Annotated in this window: 19 protein-coding genes; 6 read left to right on the top strand and 13 right to left on the bottom strand. The window is 68.3% G+C overall.

All coding sequences use genetic code 11. From position 1 onward, the window contains the following. Window positions 1–14: 14 nt before the first annotated feature. From RTY13_RS16075 to RTY13_RS16060, 4 genes are all read right to left on the bottom strand, one after another. The gene (locus tag RTY13_RS16075) at window positions 15–518 is read right to left on the bottom strand and encodes a recombinase family protein (protein WP_312784970.1); all 504 of its coding nucleotides are present in this window, start codon (window positions 516–518) and stop codon (window positions 15–17) included. 307 nt (window positions 519–825) lie between these two features. After that, window positions 826–1,746, bottom strand: coding sequence for an alpha/beta hydrolase (locus RTY13_RS16070; protein WP_312784968.1), 921 nt, complete (start codon window positions 1,744–1,746; stop codon window positions 826–828). Between the two features lie 42 nt (window positions 1,747–1,788). Continuing rightward, a complete protein-coding gene (locus tag RTY13_RS16065; protein ID WP_312784965.1) occupies window positions 1,789–2,439 on the bottom strand; it encodes an SDR family oxidoreductase in 651 nt (216 codons plus the stop codon). Window positions 2,440–2,498: 59 nt separating this feature from the next. Continuing rightward, on the bottom strand, window positions 2,499–3,428 hold the full coding sequence (locus RTY13_RS16060; protein ID WP_312784964.1) for an alpha/beta hydrolase: 930 nt from the start codon (window positions 3,426–3,428) through the stop codon (window positions 2,499–2,501). 128 nt (window positions 3,429–3,556) lie between these two features. On the opposite strand from RTY13_RS16060, the gene RTY13_RS16055 reads away from it, so the two are divergent. Beyond that, window positions 3,557–4,474, top strand: a complete 918-nt coding sequence (locus RTY13_RS16055; protein WP_312784962.1) for a LysR family transcriptional regulator — start codon at window positions 3,557–3,559, stop codon at window positions 4,472–4,474. Between the two features lie 102 nt (window positions 4,475–4,576). Here RTY13_RS16055 and RTY13_RS16050 read toward each other — a convergent pair whose 3' ends face one another. Next, window positions 4,577–5,539: a prolyl oligopeptidase family serine peptidase gene (locus RTY13_RS16050; protein WP_312784960.1), complete on the bottom strand. Its 963-nt coding sequence runs from the start codon at window positions 5,537–5,539 to the stop codon at window positions 4,577–4,579. Window positions 5,540–5,683: 144 nt separating this feature from the next. On the opposite strand from RTY13_RS16050, the gene RTY13_RS16045 reads away from it, so the two are divergent. Then, a complete protein-coding gene (locus RTY13_RS16045) occupies window positions 5,684–6,439 on the top strand; it encodes a LytTR family DNA-binding domain-containing protein (RefSeq protein ID WP_312784958.1) in 756 nt (251 codons plus the stop codon). Between the two features lie 23 nt (window positions 6,440–6,462). On the opposite strand, the gene RTY13_RS16040 is transcribed toward RTY13_RS16045, so the two are convergent. The 5 genes from RTY13_RS16040 to RTY13_RS16020 all read right to left on the bottom strand — a co-directional run bounded on the left by RTY13_RS16040 (window position 6,463) and on the right by RTY13_RS16020 (window position 11,225). Beyond that, window positions 6,463–8,439 (bottom strand): S9 family peptidase, encoded by a 1,977-nt coding sequence (locus tag RTY13_RS16040; RefSeq protein WP_312784956.1) that lies wholly within the window; start codon window positions 8,437–8,439, stop codon window positions 6,463–6,465. A 143-nt stretch (window positions 8,440–8,582) separates the two neighbouring features. Continuing rightward, entirely contained in the window at window positions 8,583–9,206 is a 624-nt protein-coding gene (locus tag RTY13_RS16035; RefSeq protein WP_312784955.1) for a DedA family protein, read from the bottom strand. A 2-nt stretch (window positions 9,207–9,208) separates the two neighbouring features. After that, window positions 9,209–9,928: a hypothetical protein gene (locus RTY13_RS16030; RefSeq protein WP_312784953.1), complete on the bottom strand. Its 720-nt coding sequence runs from the start codon at window positions 9,926–9,928 to the stop codon at window positions 9,209–9,211. Further along, the gene (locus tag RTY13_RS16025; protein WP_312784951.1) at window positions 9,925–10,848 is read right to left on the bottom strand and encodes an ABC transporter ATP-binding protein; all 924 of its coding nucleotides are present in this window, start codon (window positions 10,846–10,848) and stop codon (window positions 9,925–9,927) included. The genes RTY13_RS16030 and RTY13_RS16025 overlap by 4 nt, the downstream gene beginning before the upstream one ends. Next, window positions 10,845–11,225 carry a GntR family transcriptional regulator gene (locus RTY13_RS16020; RefSeq protein ID WP_312784949.1) on the bottom strand — a complete coding sequence of 127 codons (381 nt, stop codon included), beginning with the start codon at window positions 11,223–11,225 and terminating at the stop codon, window positions 10,845–10,847. The genes RTY13_RS16025 and RTY13_RS16020 overlap by 4 nt, the downstream gene beginning before the upstream one ends. Before the next feature lie 475 nt (window positions 11,226–11,700). On the opposite strand from RTY13_RS16020, the gene RTY13_RS16015 reads away from it, so the two are divergent. Next, entirely contained in the window at window positions 11,701–12,960 is a 1,260-nt protein-coding gene (locus RTY13_RS16015) for a dicarboxylate/amino acid:cation symporter (RefSeq protein WP_312784947.1), read from the top strand. A gap of 81 nt (window positions 12,961–13,041) precedes the next feature. Here the strand turns inward: RTY13_RS16015 and RTY13_RS16010 are convergent, their stop codons facing one another. Further along, window positions 13,042–13,485, bottom strand: coding sequence for a surface-adhesin E family protein (locus RTY13_RS16010; protein ID WP_312784945.1), 444 nt, complete (start codon window positions 13,483–13,485; stop codon window positions 13,042–13,044). 102 nt (window positions 13,486–13,587) lie between these two features. Between RTY13_RS16010 and RTY13_RS16005 the strand changes: the two genes are divergently transcribed. Then, entirely contained in the window at window positions 13,588–14,466 is an 879-nt protein-coding gene (locus RTY13_RS16005) for an alpha/beta hydrolase (RefSeq protein ID WP_312784943.1), read from the top strand. A gap of 4 nt (window positions 14,467–14,470) precedes the next feature. On the opposite strand, the gene RTY13_RS16000 is transcribed toward RTY13_RS16005, so the two are convergent. Together RTY13_RS16000 and recQ are read right to left on the bottom strand one after the other, a co-directional pair. Then, window positions 14,471–15,979: a S41 family peptidase gene (locus RTY13_RS16000; RefSeq protein ID WP_312784941.1), complete on the bottom strand. Its 1,509-nt coding sequence runs from the start codon at window positions 15,977–15,979 to the stop codon at window positions 14,471–14,473. Between the two features lie 87 nt (window positions 15,980–16,066). Beyond that, window positions 16,067–17,941 (bottom strand): DNA helicase RecQ, encoded by a 1,875-nt coding sequence (gene recQ / locus RTY13_RS15995; protein ID WP_312784939.1) that lies wholly within the window; start codon window positions 17,939–17,941, stop codon window positions 16,067–16,069. A gap of 203 nt (window positions 17,942–18,144) precedes the next feature. Between recQ and RTY13_RS15990 the strand changes: the two genes are divergently transcribed. Together RTY13_RS15990 and RTY13_RS15985 are read left to right on the top strand one after the other, a co-directional pair. Beyond that, window positions 18,145–19,044 (top strand): class I SAM-dependent methyltransferase, encoded by a 900-nt coding sequence (locus RTY13_RS15990; protein WP_312784937.1) that lies wholly within the window; start codon window positions 18,145–18,147, stop codon window positions 19,042–19,044. 68 nt (window positions 19,045–19,112) lie between these two features. Beyond that, window positions 19,113–19,802 (top strand): pseudouridine synthase, encoded by a 690-nt coding sequence (locus RTY13_RS15985; protein ID WP_312784972.1) that lies wholly within the window; start codon window positions 19,113–19,115, stop codon window positions 19,800–19,802.

Here is a 19,802-nt window from a genome sequence, read left to right as displayed (position 1 = left end):
CGAAGTCGGCGCCCTCAGCGCCCGCCTCCCAGCGGGTGAACTTCACCTCGGCCGTTCCAGCATGACGATCTTGGGCATGGGGACGAGATCGCGAAGGCCCCTGATCGGCTCGCCGGCGGCGTCGAAGGCGCGGCGGATGGCGTAGCCATAAACCCGACCTCCCGGACGACGCCCTCCATGCCCCGCCGGGTCTTCCGGCGGGTTTCCTCGAGATAGAGGGCGTTCATCGTGCCCTTGAGGCCGACGTGCAGTTCGTCGACGGCGCCTTCCGAGATCGTGTGGATGGCGACGCCGTGGAAGCGCAAGTCTTCAAAAATGGCGGCGATGTCAGCTTGAGACCGCGACAGCCGGTCTAGGGCTTCGCAGATCACCACGTTGAGCACGTCGCCCTTGGCGGCGTGTTCCATGGCCATGAAGCCGGGGCGCTTGGCGATCGAAGCGCCGATATGCCGGCGTCCTCGAAGGCGCCGACGATCTCGATGCCCTGACGGGCGGCGAAGACTCTGTTCCGCGCGCACGGCAGTCTAAGGCTGATGTATGCGGCGGCGAACATGCTGGGCTTGACCGAAGCGTCGCCGCCGAAACCGCTTCTGGGACCCGATGAAGGGCTGGCGGCCAGTCTCCGAAAGGCTTTACCGCTCTAAGACTTAGAGGGCGTCCAGCGTCGGGTCGGCCATGAAGCCAAGGACCGCTACTGGCGCATAGCAGACCCGCATTGGCAGGGGGGGGCGCGACCGCCGAGGGAGGCGAGGCGCATCAGACAGGCCTTGCTTCACGGAGGCATCCGCCCCCGGCGCTCAAGCCGGAGGCGGATGAGGTGAGAAGTCAGGCGCTCAGTCTGGCCGTGAAGAAGGGGGCCAGGACAGAGACGGTCTCGGCGACGTATTCCTCGCCGTCGTAGAGATCCATGTGGTTGGCGCCCTCGACGACGTGCAGGCTCTTGTCCGTGCTGGCGGCGCGGGCGATCAGGTCGTCGCTCATCCACTTGCTGCCCGCGACCGCTCCGGCCACCGCCAGGATGGGCTGGGTCAGGAAGGCCTCGGCCTTGTGATAGGCGTCATAGGTGATGATCTGGTTCAGGCTGCGGGCCGTGGTGAAGCCGGGCGCGGTCGGATACTGGGCGCGGGGGGTGTGGTAGTATTCCCAGGTCTGACGCAGTTCCTCGTTCGGGGCGTCGCTCTCCTTTTCCGGGGCCAGGGGCATGCGGGCCTTGTCGGCGCTGGCGGCGTCGGCGGTGCGGGCGTTCGATCCGGCGAGGATGTAGGGCGAGGCGTCGGCGTCCTTGACCGTGTTCTCCCAGCCGTTGCGGAACATGGAGCCGATGTTGACGGCGCTGACCGTGCCGATCGCCTTGATGCGCGGGTCCTGCAGGGCGGCGTTGGCGGTGTAGCCGGCGCCGGCGCAGATGCCCATCGCTCCGATCCGCTCCTTGTCGACGTAGGGCAGGGTGGTCAGGTAGTCGACCACGGCGCTGACGTCCTCGGTGCGGACATGGGGGTTCTCCAACTGGCGCGGTTCGCCGCCGCTTTCGCCCTGGTAGGAGGCGTCATAGGCGATGGTGACGAAACCAGCCTTGGCCAGTTCGCGGGCGTAGGTCCCCGCCGTCTGCTCCTTCACGCCGCCGCCGGGGTGGGAGACGATGACGGCGGGCCAGATCTTGGCCTCGTCGAAGCCGTCAGGGAAGTTGATGACGGCCGACATGACGATGGTCGGGTTGTTGCTGTTGGGGAAGCTGATCTTGGTCATTTCACTCATCCTCTTGGTCTGATGGATTGGAAGGGGCGGCGGTCAGCCCTGCAGGTCTGGGGCGTCGCCGTCGGTGTTCGGTTTGTTGACGCCCAGGTTCAGGGCGGTGATGCGCTCAAGGTTCAGGATCAAGTCGACGGCCAGGGCGGCGACGCTCTTGCGTGAGACGATCGTGCCCCTGAACGGCTCGTCGCGGGTCGTGGTCTCAAAGGCGGTTTCGTCGGCGTCGGTCAGCCAGGCCGGACGCAGGATCGCGTAGTCCAGGCCGGACGCTTCGATGACGTCGGCGGCGCGTCGGTAGGGCGGCAGATAACTGCCGATCTCGCGGCGGTTCCATTCGCCGAACTGGCCGGGAACCTCGTCATAGATGCCGAGCGACGTGACGAAGATCAGCTTCTTCACGCCCGTTTCCTTCATCGCCGCGACGATGACCTCGGCCTGGGCGTCCATGTCGCCGAACAGGTTGGCGTAGACGACGTCCTGACCCGTCATGGCGGCCTTCAGGGTCTCGGCGTCCATCACATCGCCCTGGACGACGCGGGCGTTGGCGGGCGGGGTGCGGCCCAGCTTGGCCGGGGCGCGCAGATAGAGGGTTTGGACCACGTCGTCGCGGTCGCCCAGCATGTCGACGGCCCAGCGGGCGATCTGGCCGCCGGCGCCCAGGATGAGCGCCTTCTTGGTGTTGGTGGTCATGGTTCGTGTGTCCGTTCTGGATGGGAGAGCCGGGACGCGGATGCGCCCCGGCGTCGCGGTCACAGGTGGGTCCGGAAGAAGGGAGCCAGCTCGGCCATCGCCAGGGCGACGGGCTCGGGCCTGTCGTAGAGGTCGTAGTGCGACCAGTCCGCCAGCGAGACCAGGCGGCGATCCTTGGAGGCGACGGCGCGGCCGTAGGCTTTCATGCCGTCGCGATAGGCGCCGAAGGCTCCGACCTTCTGTCCGACGACCACCATGACCGGCTGGGTCAGCAGGGTTTCGGCGAAGGCGAAGGCGTCCCAGGCCAGGGTCTTCTGGGCGTGCGAGAAGAGCATCCGCGTCGCGCCGCCTGGCTCCTGACCGCGCGGGGTCTTGTAGTAGTCGGTGGCCTCGAACACGTCGCGCTCGGTCAGACCGGCTGCGCGAGCGGCGTCCGGGCTGGCGGGCAGCAGTTCATTGACCTGAAGCGCGCCGCCGCGCGCCTCGGCCGTGCGCTGCGCCGCCATGGCGTTCAGGGCGCCGAGCGGGTCGTAGCTGCTGAAACCCTCGCGGAACAGGCGGCCGATGTTGACGCCGGTGATGCTGACCACGGCCTTGATGCGCTTCTCGGTCAGGGTGGCGTTGACGGCGTACCCGCCGCCGCCGCAGACACCGATCACGCCGATCCGGTCGGCGTCGACATAGGGCAGGGTGACGGCGTAGTCGATGACCCGGCTGATGTCCTCGACCCTCTGGGTCGGGTCCTCGATCCAGCGCGGAGAGCCGCCCGACGCGCCCTGGAAGCTGGCGTCATAGGCGATGACGACGAAGCCCTGCTCGGCCAGGCCTTGGCCGTAGACATTGCCCGAGGTCTGTTCCTTGCAACTGCCGAAGGGGTGGACGCTGACGATGGTCGGATAGGTCTTGTTTTCGTCGAAGCCCGGCGGGAAACGGATGTCGGCCGCGATGGACCAGGCCATGTCGGGGTTCTGGATGGCGACGCTCTGCATGGGGATGCTCCTGCGTTTGGCCCGTCGAGGCGGCGGGCGTTTCGATGAAGCGAACCTAATCCTGGCCTCTGGGCGGAAAAATCGGGCTCCCCTTCAATCAGCTTGAAGTTTGCCTTCATAATGGGCGGATGGATCGCACCCTGCTTCCGGCGCTCGCCGCCTTCGCCGAGGTCGCCCGCGAGGGCGGCTTCACCGCCGCCGCCCGGCGGTTGAATGTCTCGCCCTCGGCCCTGTCCCAGACCCTGCGGACGCTGGAGGAACGGCTGGAGGTGCGCCTGTTGAACCGCTCGACCCGGTCGGTGTCGGTGACGGAGGAGGGGCGATTGCTGTTGTCGCGGATCGAACCGGCCCTGGCCGTCATCTCCCAGGCGGTGATCGGCCTCGACGACGACCGGGAGCAGCCGGGAGGTGAAATCCGCATCTCCACCTCGCGTCTGGCCGCGCGCCAGTTCATCGAGCCGCATCTGGGAGAGTTCCACAGGCGCTATCCCAAGGTCCGACTGGAACTGGTGATCGACGACGGCCTGGGCGACATCATCCGCGAGGGTTGCGACGCGGGCGTCCGCCTGCGCGAGGCGGTGGCGGATAGCATGATCGCCGTGCCGATCAGTCCGCCCATGCGCCTGGTTGTGGTCGCCTCGCCCGCCTATCTGGCCGGACATCCGGCGCCGCAGACGCCGCATGATCTGAGCGTCCACGACTGCGTCGCCTTCCGGCCCGGCGTCCAGGGGCCGATCATGAAGTGGGAATTCAACGACCCCGCCACAGGTCAGGACTTCACTGTCGAGCCGCACGGTCCCTTCGTCACCAATGCGGACGAGACCATGCTTAGCGCCGGGCTGCAGGGCCTGGGCCTGGTCCAGCACATGGACTGCGTGGTCCGTGAGCATGTCGCCGCCGGCGTCCTGATCCGGGTTCTGGACGACTGGTGCCCGCCGTTCGACGGTTTCGATCTCTACCTGCCCTCGCGCGATCAGATGGCGCCCAAGATGAGAGCTTTGGTGGACTTCCTGGTCGAGAAGCGGCGCGCGCTCGAGCAGGCGTGAGGTCTGGTTGACGGTGCTGTTTGGGATGACGCCAATTTTGTGGTCGGCGTATTGCGGCCCCCCGATCAGCGGCCGGGGCTATGGCTGGCGCTTTCGAGTTGCCTAGAGCTGGGCTTTAAAAAAGGCGACCACCTCGCGGTTCAGCGTCTCGTGGAAGGCTGCGCGGTCGAAGCCTGGCGTCGGCGTGCAGATCATCGGCGCCGCAGCGGCCAGTTCGGGCGAGCAGGGCGGCAGGAAGTCGAAATGGGCGGCGCCCTCGACGCGTCGGTATTCCGGCGGAACGGGCAGGGCGTCGCGGACCGGCTCGACATAGAAGGGCGTGGGCAGGATCTGGTCGGCGCCCGCCTGCCACAGCTGGACCGGCTGGGTGACCTTGCTCAGGCCGTCCTTCGTGAAGGTGAAGCCCAAGGCCGGGGCGGCGACGGCCAGGGCCTTGAGCCGGGCGTCGTGGGGCAGGCGCGGGGCGGCGGCGCCGTCCTTCATCGTTCCGGCGTGCTGGCCGATCAGTCGGCAGTCGTAGAAGCCGGGGTTGGCGCGGCAGTGGTCCGCCAGTCGGTTGAGGTCGGGATCGCCGCCCGCCGCCGCCAGAACCGTGAAACCACCGGCGGAGAAGCCGAAGGCGCCGATGCGGCTCGCGTCGATCCCGGCGTGACCGTCCCAGTCCTGGGTCATGAAGTCGATCAACACTGACAGTTGGCGCGTGCGGCCGACAAGGTCGGTGGCGCGGCTCTGATCGCGCCAGTTGTCGCCGGTATGGGTCAGGGCGGCGACGACGAAGCCGGCCCTGGCCAGGGCTGCAGCCGTGTCATGATGGCTGCGATAGTCGCCGCCGTTGCCATGAGAGATGATGACCAGGGCGCGCGGCGTCGCTGCGGCCTGGGCCGGGGTCCAGACGCCGACCTCGATGGCGGGTTGCTGGCTGTCAGGAATGGTCAGGCGCGAGACGGCGACGCCGTCGCGGATCAGGGGGGCGGCTTGCGACTGGACGATGGGGGCAGGCGCAGCGGTCGCGGCGCAGGCGCCCAGCAGGACGGAAGCGGCGGCGATCAGGGCGGCGGTGTTCATTGCGTGTGGCCTCATGGCGAAAGGTGATGAGGCTGTGTGAGGCCCTGTAGCCCCGCCGCGCCAGCGGATATGGGCGAACGGGCGAACGGGTTCGCGGTCCGGCGAACGGCTGTCATCGGCGGCAGCGCTTGCTAGTCTGAGCGAATGGATTCGTGGGGACTGAAGGACGGGCGATGGCGGGCGGCGGCCGTGGGCTTCGCCGTCTCGACCGCCGTGGGGCTGGGGCTAGGGATCATCGGGCCGTTCGGCAGCTATCTGAGCGGGACCCTGCCGGTGCGCACGGCCTATTGGGTGGTTTGCCTATGGGCCGGGTGGCTGGCCTTCGGCGTCAGTCTGCCGATTTTGGCGCGGCAGGCCGAGGCGCGGGGGATTTCGGTCTGGGTCTGGACGCCGCCCGCGGTGGCGGTGCTGACCCTGCTGCCCGTTGTGCTCAGCCGGACGCTGGCGATGCGGCTGTGGCCGGTGGTGGGGCAGGTCGGCTGGTTGGAATGGTATGGGCAGGGGCTGGTGATCAGCGCCCTGGCCACCGCGGGCATGATGTGGGCGACGCGTCCGCGTGAGGCGACGACGGAAAGGCCCGATGCCGAATCCGCCGATCCGCGCGACCGGCTGCCGCCCCGGCTGGGACGAACCGTCCTGTGCCTGCAGATGGAGGATCACTATGTCCGGGTGCATACGCCGCAGGGCTCGGCCTTGGTGCTGATGTCCCTGTCGCAGGCCATGGCGGGGCTGAAGGACGTGGACGGGGCGCAGACGCATCGTTCGTGGTGGGTGGCGCGTGGGGGCGTGCTCGGCGTGGTCGAGGATGGACGCAACATGCGCTTGCGCCTGGCCGGAGGACTGGAGGCGCCGGTGTCGCGCGCACGCGTCGGCGCCCTGCGCGAGGAAGGCTGGCTCTAGCGTCGGAAGCTGAGCCAGAATCTTCACCTCGTCGTCCGCTCAGGTCCTTGGCGTTCAGGCGCGACGGGGGAACGCAGATGGCGGTCGAGGAAGTTCAGATAGGCTTCCTGAGCCGCCACCCGGTTCTCGCGTCGGCGAAAGCCGTGCCCTTTATCGGGGAAGACTACATACTCCACCGGCGTCCCGTTGGCCCTGACTGCGGCGACCATTTCATCGCTCTCGACCTTGAGGACGCGGGGATCGTTCGCGCCCTGAACGACCAGCAGCGGTTTGACGATGTTCGCCGCGTGGAACAGGGGTGAGATGCGGCGGTGGCGCTCGGCGTCGGTCGCGGGGTCGCCCATCTCGTCGTACAGGGCGGTGCGGCGGGATTCAGGCAGGCGCGCGGCCTCCTCCAGGGTGCGGGTCCAGTTGGTGACGCCGAAGATGTCGATCGCCGCCTCAAAGGCCCCGGGATGGAAGGCCTGGGCGGCCAGGGCCAGATAGCCGCCGTAGGAGGCGCCCATCACCGCCAACTGGTCGTCGGCGATCCAGTCTTGGTCGCGCAGCCATTGGCCGCCCGCGACCACGTCGCGCAGGTCGGCCTCGCCGTGGGCCCGATTGTCCATGCGGAAGAAGGTCTTGCCGTAACCCGACGAGCCGCGATTGTTGACCGCTAGGACGGCGTAGCCGTGATTGACCAGGTGCTGGATGATTGGGGAATAGTCCCGGCGCGCTTGCCCGCCCGGCCCGCCGTGAACCATGACCACGCCCGGCGTCGGCGCGTCGGCCGAGGCGCCCTCGGGACGATAGAGGTTGGCCGGGATCGTCACCCCGCCTTCGCCCTGGAAGTGGACGACCACGGCCTCCACGAGGTCGTCCTCTCTCATCGCCGGGTTCAGCGCATGGGTCAGTCTTCGGGTCTCGCCCGTCGTCAGGTCGGCGATGAAGACGTCCGTAGGCGAGGTGGAGGAGGACACGGTGAAGACGATCCGTCCTTCGTCCTGACGGAAACGCACCGCGCCGATGTCGCCCGCCGGGACGCCTTTCAGGGCGATCGGCGCGCCGGTGGTCATGTCCGTGACGGTCATCTCCGTTCGAGCGTCGGCGTTGAAGGCGGACACCCGGTATCGACCGGATGGAGAGAAATGGGCGGCGGTGACGTCCCAGTCGCCTTTCAACTCCTCGATGACGGCGCCGTCGGCCAGGGCGTAGCGATAGGCTCGTCCGAACTCGCCCGCGCCGTCGGAGCCGAAGATCAGGGCGGAGGAATCGGGCGTGAAGTCGAAGACGTGGTGACGGACCATCCCGACATGGGGGGTGATCAGGCGTGGCTCGCCATCCTGGGTCAGGTCCGCGAGATAGAGGTCGCTGTCGGCCGAACCGGATTGGCGGCGCAGGGCGACCCAGCGTCCGTCGGGCGAGATCGCCTCGATCAGCATGCCGGGGTTCTGGAACAGCAGCTGACTTTCGTAGGTGACGGGATCTAGCGCCAGGATGTCCGGGGCGCGGCGATCCGGCGCCGTGGCCGTGATCCAGAGCGTGGACCGGTCGCCGCTCCAGCCCAGAAGATCCGACGTGACCCGGCCCTCGGGCGTCAGGTCCCGCAAGCCGCCGTCGCGTTCGCGCACATAGAGCCGGGTGCGCTGATCGCCGCCTCTGTCTGTGAGCACCAGAATCCGTTCGTCCGTGGGGAACCAGCTCAGAGCCTCTATGGCGTTGGTGGTCGAGGTCGTCAGGGCGACGGGGGCGCCGCCACTCACCGGAACAGCATAGGCGTTGTACACACCCGACTGGTCGCTGGTCATCAGGACGAAACGGCCGTCGGGGGAAAAGGCGAGGCCGGAGCCGCCGGCCAGCCGGTGGTCGATCGTCTCATAGAACTGCGCGGCGCTGTAGGCGGCGGGTTTGGCGGGCGCTGCTTCGGCGATGGGGGCGGCGACGGCGGGTGTGCCCGCGGCCAGGGCCAGGACAAGGCTGGACACCAGGCAGGCGGACAGGCGCGCTTGTGAGCGTGTCATGAAAATCTCTTTGATGGAGGGGGAAGGGGGCGGTCAGGACCGCCGGCGTGGCCGGCTCAAGGCGAAGGCGAAGCAGATCAGGAGCCAGAGGCTCGTGCCGAGAAGAAGCTCAGGCACCTCGGCAGACAGGAGCAGGGGCGCGGTCATGTCGGGTGCAGAAATCCGCCTGATTTATCATCGAGCAGGGGCTGGAGGACCAGCAGGCAACCCAGGCTCATGACGGCGGCGGCCGCGATCCAGGGGGCAGGATTCCACCCGCCCAGGCCGCCGGCCGCGACATACCCCGGCGCAAGCATGGCGGGCGTCCAGATCAGTGCCGACAGGACATTGGCGACATGAAAACGGCCCTTGCCCATGCCGGTAGCGCCGGCGGTCAGGGGCACGACGGCCTGGAGCGGCCCCAGGAAGCGGCCCAAGAAGATGGAGGCCGCACCGTAGCGACGGAAGTAGAGGCGGGCGCGGGCCACGGATTTCCGCTGAGACCGCAGGCGCCTGTGGCGCCAGATCGCCGGTCCCGCCCGCCGGCCCAGGTGATAGGACAGAGCCTCGCCCAGGATCGCGCCGAGACATCCCCAGAACAGCACCGGCGCCAGCGGCAGGACGCCGGTCGCCGTCAGGACGCCTGCTCTCGCCATCAGGGCGGTGGCCGGCACGAAGGCGCCGACCAGCACCAGGGATTCCCCTAAGGTCATCAGGCCCAGCAACGGCCCGGCCCAGGCGGCGTTTCGTGCGATGAAGGCGGCGGCGTCGTGAATGAAGCCTTCCATCCTCAGCCCTCCTTGTGACGCAGCGAGGCCAGGGCGACTGCGATCAGGCTCAGCCCGAACCAGAACAGAAGCGCGACGGCCCAGGCCGTAATTGAGGCGCCGCCGGTCAGGGCTGGCTGCAGTCCAAGGTTTCCGTGGACGAGGGCTCGGGTCATGGGCTCCAGGGGGGCGCTGAGGTCGAAGGCCGAGAGCAGCGCGAACGTGAGGACCAGGCCGACGGTCCACCGCAGGGGATGGCGCAGGGCCAGAACCAGGGCGCTGCCCAGCAGATAGGCCGTCGCCACGGACCCCAGCGGAACCAGCCATCGCCAGGCCGCCCCGATGGTCGGCGAACCCGCCGTCAGCGCCAGAAGATTGAAGAGAAGAACGACCATCGCCGCCAGAGCCAGTGCCCAGACCGCGCCGGCGCAGACTCTGATCAGGATGTGCTTGCGGCGTTCGACAGGCATGAGCAGGAAGTCGCCGCGATTGAACAGCCGCTCCCTGTTCCAGAGCCTGAAGGGCAGAAGGAAGGCGGCGGCCGGAAGGAGGAAGCTCAGCTCCTGGGGATAGTCCAGGGCGGCGTCGCGGTGCATCAGCAGGCCCAGGGCCATGATCGCCGTAGGGCTGAGGATCAGGGCCAGGCCGATCAGTTCGGGACGCAGAATCCGGCCCATCTTCCTGAACTGCAGTTGAAAGACGGCGATCGCGCGGGGCGGTTCGTGGCGTGTGTTCGTGGTCATGACGCCGCTCCCTGGCGCATCAGATGGACGACGGCGTCGTGGAGGGAGAGAGGGGCGACGTCCCGAACTTCGCCGCCGGATGCGGCGATGCGTGCGGCGACCTCCGTCTCGTCGCCGCGGATGACCCAGCTGTGCTCGCGCCCGAACTGGCCGCGCTGCAACACACCGGGAATGTCGGGGGCGGTCTCCCATCCTTCGGGGGCGCGGATGCGATAGGTTTTCACGGTTTCCCGCAGGGCGTCGCGCGACATCTGCGCCGTCAGGCGACCATGCGACAGGACCCCGACCTGATCGACCAGGGCGTCCAGCTCATAGATCAGGTGGGTGGAGGCCAGGATGGTGCAGCCGGTCTGGGACAGATGATCCGAGATCAGCTCCAGCATCGTGTCGCGCGCCGCGGGGTCCAGGCCGTCGCTGGGCTCGTCCAACAGAAGCAGGGGCGGGCGGTGCGCCAGGGCGGCGACGATCTGCGCGCGGCGCGCCTGCCCCTTGGACAACTGGCCGATCCGTCGCGTGGCGTCGATGTTCAGGCGACGACACAGGGCGTCGGCGTAATCGGCGTCCCAGGCCGGATAATAGACGGCCCGTTCGGCGAACCAGCGGCCGATGGTCAGCCAACTCGGTCCCATGCCGAAGCCTTCCGGCACATAGCCGACGCGGGCGCGGACGCGCGCGCCGTGGCGGTCCGCCGCCAGGCCCGTGACCTCGGCCTGGCCGCCGGTTGGTCGCTCCAGGTTCAGGAGAAGACGCAGCAGGGTGGACTTCCCGGCCCCGTTCTCGCCCGCCAACATGTAGACGGCGCCTTCGGGGACCCGAAGATCGACATCCTTCAAGGCGGTCGACCGCCCATAGAGTTTGGATAGGGCGCGGGTGGCGACGGCGAAGCCGGCTTCGTCAATGGAAGGGGAGGGTGTGGTCATTTGATCGGGGCTTTCGAGGAGTCGACCGAGCGGATCGCCTGAATGAATTGTTCCGTGTTCAGCCCCAGGCGCGCGGCTTCGACCAGCGACCGCTGCGCCAGTTCAAGAGCCAGGGCCGTGCGGTCGTCGTCGATCTGGCGCGCGGCCCCGACAAAGGTGCCCTGTCCGCGCTGGACATAGGCCAGGCCCTCACGCTCCAGTTCGCGATAGGCCTGGGCCACCGTGTTGGGATTGACCTTCAGGCTGGTCGCCAACTGACGGACAGACGGAAGAGCGTCGCCGCTGACGAGCGCGCCAGAGGCCATGCCGCGCCGGACCTCGTCCATGATCTGGACGTAGATGGGGCGACTGTCCGTGGGGTTGATGGAGAAGTGCAAAGCCAGGCGTCTGATTGGTGTATCGGTTCACTAATACGCTAGTCTGCCGTCGTCAATGCAACCGAAGACGCGCGTGCGTAGACGCGGATCACCAAGCTGCGCTCCCTAGCCGGATATCACCGCAGCAGGACCTTGCATGGAGCAGAGGCAAGGCGGGAAAATCCATCGTGCTGCTGAAGTTGTGGTGGCCCGAGCGGGCTCCCGCACCCAAACATCAAAAAGCCCCGCTGCAACCCGTAGCGGGGCTTTTTGGTGCTCAGCACCCGGTCGCACTCGCGGCGCGGCGGCGCTGTGTCTTCCCACTGCAGCCTTCCGAAAGCGCGTTCCGATCTAGCCCCGCGGGTCGTTAGGCTTTAGCAAGGAAGCGAGCGAGGCGGGGCAGAAGAGATCTGCCCCGTTCTTGCATGAACGGGCGCGGCGCTTGGGGTCGGGGGGAGAGTTCCGACGAGCGGCCGAGTATTGTTGGAACGAGAGCATGAACCGAATATTCGCCTACCTCATCATCGGCGCCATGATCCTGGGCGTGCTGGTCGGTTGGGGGGTCAACCAGGCGCTGGACGCCGACCAGGCTGCCGCGGCGGCCAAGAATCTCAATCTGATCACCGACGTCTTCCTGCGCCTGATCAAGATGATCATCGCGCCCCTGGTCTTCACGACCCTTGTGGCGGGCATCGCCCACATGGAGGACGCCGCCTCGGTCGGACGCATCGGCGTCAAGACCATGACCTGGTTCATCGGCGCCTCGGTGGTGTCGCTGCTGCTGGGCCTGGTGATGGTGCAACTGCTGCAGCCGGGCGCGGGCATGCACCTGCCGCAGGCGGCGCTGGCGACGGCCCCGGCGGCCTCGACCGACGCCTTCTCGCTGCACGGCTTCGTCACCCACCTGGTGCCGACCTCGATCTTCGACGCCATGGCCAAGAACGAGATCCTGCAGATCGTGGTCTTCTCCCTGTTCGTCGGCACGGCGGTCGCGGCGCTGGACGACAAGGCGCCGGCGGTGCTGAACCTGGTTGAACAGGCCGCCTCGATCATGCTGAAGGTGACCGAGTTCGTGATGAAGCTGGCCCCCCTGGCCATCTTCGCCGCCCTGGCCTCGACCATCGCCACGCAAGGCCTGGAGATGCTGGCGGTCTACGCCAAGTTCGTGCTCGGCTTCTACGGCTCGATGGGCATCCTGTGGGGCCTGCTGTTCCTGGCGGCCGCCCTGGTGCTGGGCCGTCGCGTCCTGCCCCTGTTCAAGGTGATCCGCACCCCGGCCCTGCTGGCCTTCTCGACCGCCAGCTCCGAAGCCGCCTATCCGCGCATCCTGGACGCCCTGCCCACCGTCGGCGTGCGTCGCCGCATCGTCAGCTTCGTCTTGCCGCTGGGTTATTCGTTCAACCTCGACGGCTCGATGCTCTACTGCACCTTCGCCACCATGTTCATCATGCAGGCGCACGGCGTGCACCTCAGCGTCTCGCAGCAGGTCTTCATGCTGCTGCTGCTGATGGTGACGTCCAAGGGCATCGCCGGCATCCCGCGTGCCTCCCTGGTGGTCATCATGGCCACCTTGACCTACTTCGGCCTGCCGGAAGCCTGGATCGCCATCGTCCTCGGCGTCGATCACCTGCTCGACATGGGCCGCTCGGCCACCAACGTCGTCGGCAACTCCGTCGCCGCCGCCGTGGTCGCCAAGTGGGAGGGGGAACTGGACGACATCCCCGAGGGCGATGCGCCCAAACCCGTCGCGGCTTAGCGCCCCCTAGCCACGGAAAATGAAACGGCCGCCCCATCTCTGGGGCGGCCGTTTTACTGCGCGGCGATGGCGCGTGAGCGGCTACTGGCCGCGTCCGCCGTCGATAAAGGCCTTGATGGAGCTGGCGTTGGGGCCGTCCGCGCGGGCGCCTTCGCAGACGATGGGCAGGATATAGGCGCTCAGGCTGGTGGGACGAATGTCGTCCCAGGCCGCGTCCGCTTCGGGATAGCGCTCGACCTGGGCGCCGTCCGCGCCATACTCGATTTCAGCCACGATCCGCGCCTGCTTGGCGCCGCAGCGGATTTGATACTCATCGATCTTGTGACTGTAGTCGCCAGCCGGCGTCTGCAGGGACACGCGAGCCACGCGGAATTCGGTGGTGTCGCCCACGGTGTAGATGGCCCCGACATCGGCGAGATAGACCAGTCGGGCGTTGCGCGAAAAGGCGTTCCATTCCTCGGCCGACGCGGCGCTTGCCGAAACGGCGGCGGCGGCGAAAATGGTGGTCAATAGAATTGGTTTCATCGGATCCTCCCCAGGATGCGGCGATTTCACACCCGGAACAGGGGAAATTCAACTGGATCCTTACGCCGCCTCTTCGCCGCGATCCACGGCTAGGCTCACCTCATGACGCGTATACTGTTGAGCCTTCTGATCCTTTTCTGGAGTCCCGTGACGGCCTTCGCGGCCGGCTTGCCGTCCTTTCAATCCGACCGCATCGTGGTCGAGACGCGTGGCGAGGGGCCGGACGTCATCCTGATCCCAGGCCTGGCCTCGACATCGGCGGTCTGGGCGCGCACGGCGGGGGCGCTGGAGGGCCGCTACCGGGTGCATCTGGTGACGGTCCGGGGCTTTGGCGAGGTGCCCGCAGGCGGCAACGCCGAGGGTCTGGTCGGCGGGCCGGCGGCGGCCGAGATCCGGCGCTATATCACCGAACGGGGGCTGCAACGACCTGCCCTGATCGGTCACTCGATGGGCGGCCAGATCGCCCTGCGGGTCGCCGCCGACGCCGGGCCGCGGGTGGGCCGGGTCATGGTGGTGGACGCCTCGCCCTTCTTCCCGTCGCTGATCAGCGCGGGCGCGACGACCGGCGATGTCGAGCCACTGGCGCGGCTGGCCTATCAGGGCCTGCTGCTGTTCGGCGACGAGGCCTTGAAGACCCAGGCGGGCGGCATGGGGGCCGACATGGGCGGGGCTGCCGACAGCCTGTTCGGGACGCTCGGTTGGCAGGGCGGCGACCGGCGCACCCTGGCCCAGGGCCTCTATGAGGTGATGACGGTGGACCTGAGGTCGCGCCTGCCGGCCATCACCGCCCCGGTCACCGTGGTCTATGGCTGGAGCGCCGACGACCGCAGCCCGCGCAGCCACATCGACGGCCTGTTTCGCGCCGGCTACCGCTCGTTGCGCACGCCCGCCGCCTTCGAGCGGATCGAAGGGGCCGAGCACATGGTCATGATCGACCAGCCGCGCCGTTTCCAGGCGGCGGTCGAACGCTTCCTGCGCTGAGGCGTCAGCCCGGCTGAAGCCGACGGATCGAGGCCAGCAAGGCCGCGTCGTCGCTCATGTCGCCCTCAATGACATACTGGGGGCGTTGCGGCTCGTTGTTGCCGCGCGCCCGCCCGCGATAGACCTTCATCGGCACGGCGATCTGGGCCAGACCGCTGGGCAGGGTCGGGTTGCGGATATCCATATAGACGGTGTCGGCCGAGGTCTCGCGTCCGACCTGTAGGGCGCCGGCAGTCTTCCAGAGATCAACGGCGTCGAGGCAGGCCGAGGCGCAGCTGGAATCAGTCAGGACATAGACCCGGCCCGCCATCAGTTGCGGGGCGGGCGGCGGCAGGGCGGCGTCCTCGGGCGCTTCGTCGTTGGCGCTGCGCCAATAGGGCAGACCGGCGGCCTTGGCGACCTTCATGCCGTCCACGGCGCTCTCGGCCCAGGCGATGTATTGGGGCGAGCCGTTGGAGGCCCGCAGTTGATCGAGAAACTCGGACATCTGGGCGATATTGCCGTCCGAGGCGCGCCATTCGACAGCCTCGATCGCGGGCTCGGGATGGGCGATCATCCAGTCGTCGCCCCACAGGACCTGGGCCATCAGCTGGCTCCAGTGCGAGGAGCCTCCGCCGTTGCCGCGCAGGTCCAGAACCACATAGGGAGCCAGTCGCAGGGCCTCCTGCTTGGTCTTCATGTCGGCGATCAGGGCCGTGAGCTTCGCATGGGTCTCGCTGGACGGATCGCCGTTGAACGAGGGCGTCGAGATCCAGAAGCCGCCGTCGTCGAAATGCTTCAGGGCGAAATCCGTCTCGGCGCGCTGGGCCAGCTTGGCGCGGCGGGCGTAGATGTCCTCAGGGGTGGCGCGCCAGTTGAGTGCGTAGGTCCGGGTCGCGCCGTCGGCCTCGAAGCGACACTGGCGCATCTCGCTGATCCACGGGTTTTGGGCGCTGATGAACTGCCAGTCGCCGTAGAGGACGCGCTGGGCCTCCAGGAACCAGCGGCCCCGGAACTGGCCGATGCGCTGTTCCGCCAGGGCCTCGGCGGCCACGCCGTCGCAGTCGATCAAACGCGCGCCCAGGGGCGGCGTCGCGGCGTCGCCCGCGTCACGGTCGGCCACTATCTGGTCGGCGCCGCGATAGACGGTGAGGAAGCCGGGCCAGCGCGTGGCGAAGCCGTAGTTGGGTTGGGTGATGTTGATGCCGACGTGACCGTCCTCGAAACTGGCGACATAGGCGCGCAGCGCCCACCACCAGCCGCCAGCGTCGGTCGTCGTTTTCGCGCGATCGAGCGCGACGGTCAGACCTTCTTCCAGCCGAGGTTTGAAGGCGGGATTGAGGGTATCGTGCACGCCGGGATGGCTGTCGATCATGATGTCGTGCAGGCCGGTGGCGTCCTGAACCAGGGTGGCCGACCAGTCGCGGGGCAGGTCCATGGGTTTGGGCGCTGCGCTCGCCGCGTCCTGGGCTTGAGATTGAGCCGCGCTCGCCATCGCCAGGCAGGCCGCGCCCGTCGCCAGAATCCGTTTCATATCCTGTTCCCCTCCCCCGGTGTCGACGGCTGACATGGCAGGGAGAAGCGGACAGTTCCAGTTACGGTTTGGTCACGGAGCGACGTGTCAGTCCGCTGCGCGCAGGGCCTCCAGCACGCCCTTGCCGTAGCGTTCCAGCTTGCCCGCGCCGACGCCGGAGATGCGGCCCAGGGCGTCGAGGTTGCGCGGCTCGCTGAGGGCGATCTCGACCAGGGTCTTGTCCTGGAAGATGACATAGGGCGGAACGTGCTGTTCGGCGGCGCGGTCGCGGCGCCAGGCGCGCAGCACCTCGAAGCGGGCGCGCACGTCCGTATCCAGCGCCTCGGCGGCCAGGTTGCGGCCGGCGTTGCGGCGCGGGCGTTCGGCCTCGACCACGCGCACCGGCGCCTTGCGCACCCGCACCGGGCGCTCGCCGCGATAGACGGCGCGGACGGCCTCGGGATCGCCCAGCTGGATGATGGGCTTGCCCTCGTTCGGGTCCTCGACCAGTAGGCCCTCGAACAGCAGGTGGTCGATGACGTCGCGCCAGGCGGTCAGCGATAGGTCGGCGCCGATGCCCCAGGTGGACAGGTTCGATTCCCACGGCTGGACGTCCTTGGTCTTGCCCAGCAGGTGGTCGACCACGCGCGTCCGGCCGAAGCGTTCACCCAGACGCTGGACTGCCGCCAGGGCCTTTTGCGCCGGGACCACGGCGTCAAAGGTCGCGGGCGGGTCGCCGCAGATGTCGCAGACGCCGCACGCTTCCGCGTCTGTCTCGCCAAAGTAGCGACGCACGGCCTGAGGCCGACAGACGGCGCCGTCCAGCATGGCGAACAGCTGGCGGACCTTGCGGGTCTGGACCTGCTTGACCTCCTCGGCCATTGGGCGGCCTTCGAGGCGGCGCAGGGACCAGGCGATGTCGGACGGGCCATACAGGGTGATGCCCTCGGCGGGTTCGCCGTCGCGTCCGGCGCGGCCGATCTCCTGCCAGTAGGCCTCCAGCGAACCCGGCGGATCGGCGTGGATGACGAAGCGGACGTCCGGCTTGTCCACCCCCATGCCGAAGGCGATGGTGGCGACCATGACGGCGCCGTCCTCGGCCAGGAAACGCTCCAGCCGCTTGTCGCGCTCGCGGGCGTCGAAACCGGCGTGATAGGCGATGGCGTTGGTCCCGGCGTCGCGCAGGGTTTGCGCCACGCGCTCGCAGCCGTCGCGGCTGCCGCAATAGACCACGCCCGACTTGCCGCGCCGTTCGCGCACCAGATCGACCACGGCGGCGTCGGTGCGGGCGCGCGAGCCGTTGATCTTGCGCTCGGCCGACAGCTGCAGGTTCGGACGGGCGAAGCTGTCGACGAAGACGCGGGCCTCGCCGAGGCGCAGCGAGGCGAGGATGTCGTCGCGGGTGCGGGCGTCGGCGGTGGCGGTCACGGCGATGCGCGGCACGCCGGGGAAGATCTCGGCCAGACGACCCAGCGAGCGATAGTCGGGGCGGAAGTCGTGGCCCCACTGACTGACGCAGTGGGCCTCGTCGATGGCGATCAGGCTGAGGTCGATCTCGGACAGGCGCTCCAGCATGGAGCCTGCGGCAAGGCCTTCGGGCGAGACGTAGAGCAGGTCCAGTTCGCCCGAGCGGGCGGCGCGCCAGATGGCCGAGCGCTCCTCCATCGGTACGCCGGAATCGAGGCGGGCGGCGGCCACGCCCTGCTGCTTCAGGGCCTCGACCTGATCGGTCATCAGGGCGATCAGCGGCGACACCACCAGGCCGACGCCGGGGCGCAGGATGGCCGGAATCTGATAGCAGACGCTCTTGCCGCCGCCGGTCGGCAGGACGGCCATGACGTCGCGCCCGGCCAGAACCTCGGCTACCACATGGGCCTGCAGACCGCGAAAATCGGCGTGGCCCCAGACCCGGCCCAGAACCTCGCGCGCGGCGCTCAGGTCAAGCGGAGCGGGGGATGAGGAACGGCGGGGGTCAGCGAGCATCGGCGGGTTGTGCCTGATCCGTTCCGGGGTGTCACCCGCTCTCCTCCCTGTTGCGCAGCAATGGGGAGGTGGCGCGGACGCGCAGCGGCCGTGACGGAGGGGGCGTCTCGAGGGTCGAGCACTGTGCCGCCCCCTCCACCACTGCGTGGTCCCCCTCCCCATTCGCTTCGCGAACAGGGAGGAAAGCGTTATAGGCCCGCCCCATGACCACGATCCTCTATGGCCGCCCGCCCGCGGTGTTCGACGTTCCGACCGGCGCGGTGCAGACCTCGCCCCTGATTCCCGGCGCGACCGCGCTGGAAGACCTTGCCCCCGGTTCGGTGGACGAGGCGATGATCTATGCCCCGCCCGGCGTGGTGGAGCGGCGCTATACCTTGGCGATGGCGCTGCGGGCGCTGAAGGTCGGCGGACGCCTCGACGTCATGGCGCACAAGAGCAAGGGCGGCTCGCGTCTGGGCAAGGAGCTGAAGGATTTCGGCCTCGAGTTCGGCGAGACGGCCAAGGCGCACCATCGCCGCTGTGTCGTCACCCGCCCCGAGACCATCGAGGGGCTGGATGCGGCCATCAAGGCGGGCGCCCTGCAACAGGTCGAAGGGCTGGAGGCCTGGTCGCAGCCGGGCGTCTTCGCCTGGGACCGCGTCGATCCGGGCACGGCCCTGCTGGCCGGGGTCATGCCGCCGCTGAAGGGGGCGGGCGCCGATCTGGGCAGCGGCTTCGGGGCCCTGTCCCTGGTGGCGCTGCGCTCGCCGGCGGTGACGAGCCTGCGTCTGGTCGACATTGACCGTCGCGCCGTCGCGGCGGCGAGGAAGAACGTCGAGGACCTGCGCGCGACCTTTGAATGGGCCGATGTGCGCACCCTGCCGACAGCGGGCGAACTGAATTTCATCGTCAGCAATCCGCCCTTCCATGACGGCGGTACGGAAGACCGGCGTCTGGGCCAGAACTTCATCCGTCAGGCGGCGGCCCTGCTGAAGACCGGCGGCGTGCTGTGGCTGGTGGCGAACCGGCATCTTCCCTACGAGGCCGAGCTGAACGCCGCCTTCAAGCGGGTGCGGATGGTCGCCGACCAAGGCGGCTACAAGATCTTCGAGGCTGTGAAGTGAACACGTCCTCAAGCAGCCCGAAGGGCGGTAGGACGCCAACAAGCAGAGTGGACAAGCTGCTCGGCTCCATGGGCTACGGCTCGCGGGCCGAGATGGCGCGGCTGGGCAAGGCGGGGGGCATCGTGCTGGACGGCGCCGACCTGACCGATGTCTCGAAACGCATTCCGGTGACGCCCGACCTGCCGGGCCGGATGGAGATCGACGGCGAGCCGCTGGACCCGGTGGCCGGTCTGGTCATGCTGCTGAACAAGCCGCTGGGCATGACCTGTTCGCGCAAGGAAGACGGGGCGCTGGTCTATGACATCCTGCCGGACCGGTGGAAGCGTCGCGACCCGGCCGTCTCGACCATCGGCCGGCTGGACAAGCAGACCTCGGGCCTGCTGCTGCTGACCGACGACGGCGACCTGCTGCACCGGGTGATCAGCCCCAAGCGTCATGTGGCCAAGGTTTACCGGGCGACGCTGGCGCGACCCCTGACCGGGACCGAGGGGGCGCTGTTCGCCTCGGGCGATCTGGTGCTGGAGGGCGAGGACAAGCCGCTGGCGCCGGCCGTTCTGGAGGTCGTGTCGCCGACCGAGGCCCTGCTGACCGTCACCGAGGGCCGCTATCATCAGGTGCGCCGGATGTTCGCGGCGGCGGGCAACCACGTCGAGGCCCTGCATCGCGAGCGGCTGGGCGGGTTGGTGCTGCCGGATGATCTGGGACCCGGGGAGTGGCGGCTGCTGACGCCGGAAGATGTCGAGCTGATTTTCGTCTGA

Source organism: Brevundimonas sp. (genome assembly GCF_032055285.1).
Lineage (GTDB): Bacteria > Pseudomonadota > Alphaproteobacteria > Caulobacterales > Caulobacteraceae > Brevundimonas.
This window is presented reverse-complemented; position numbering and strand designations above follow the sequence as displayed.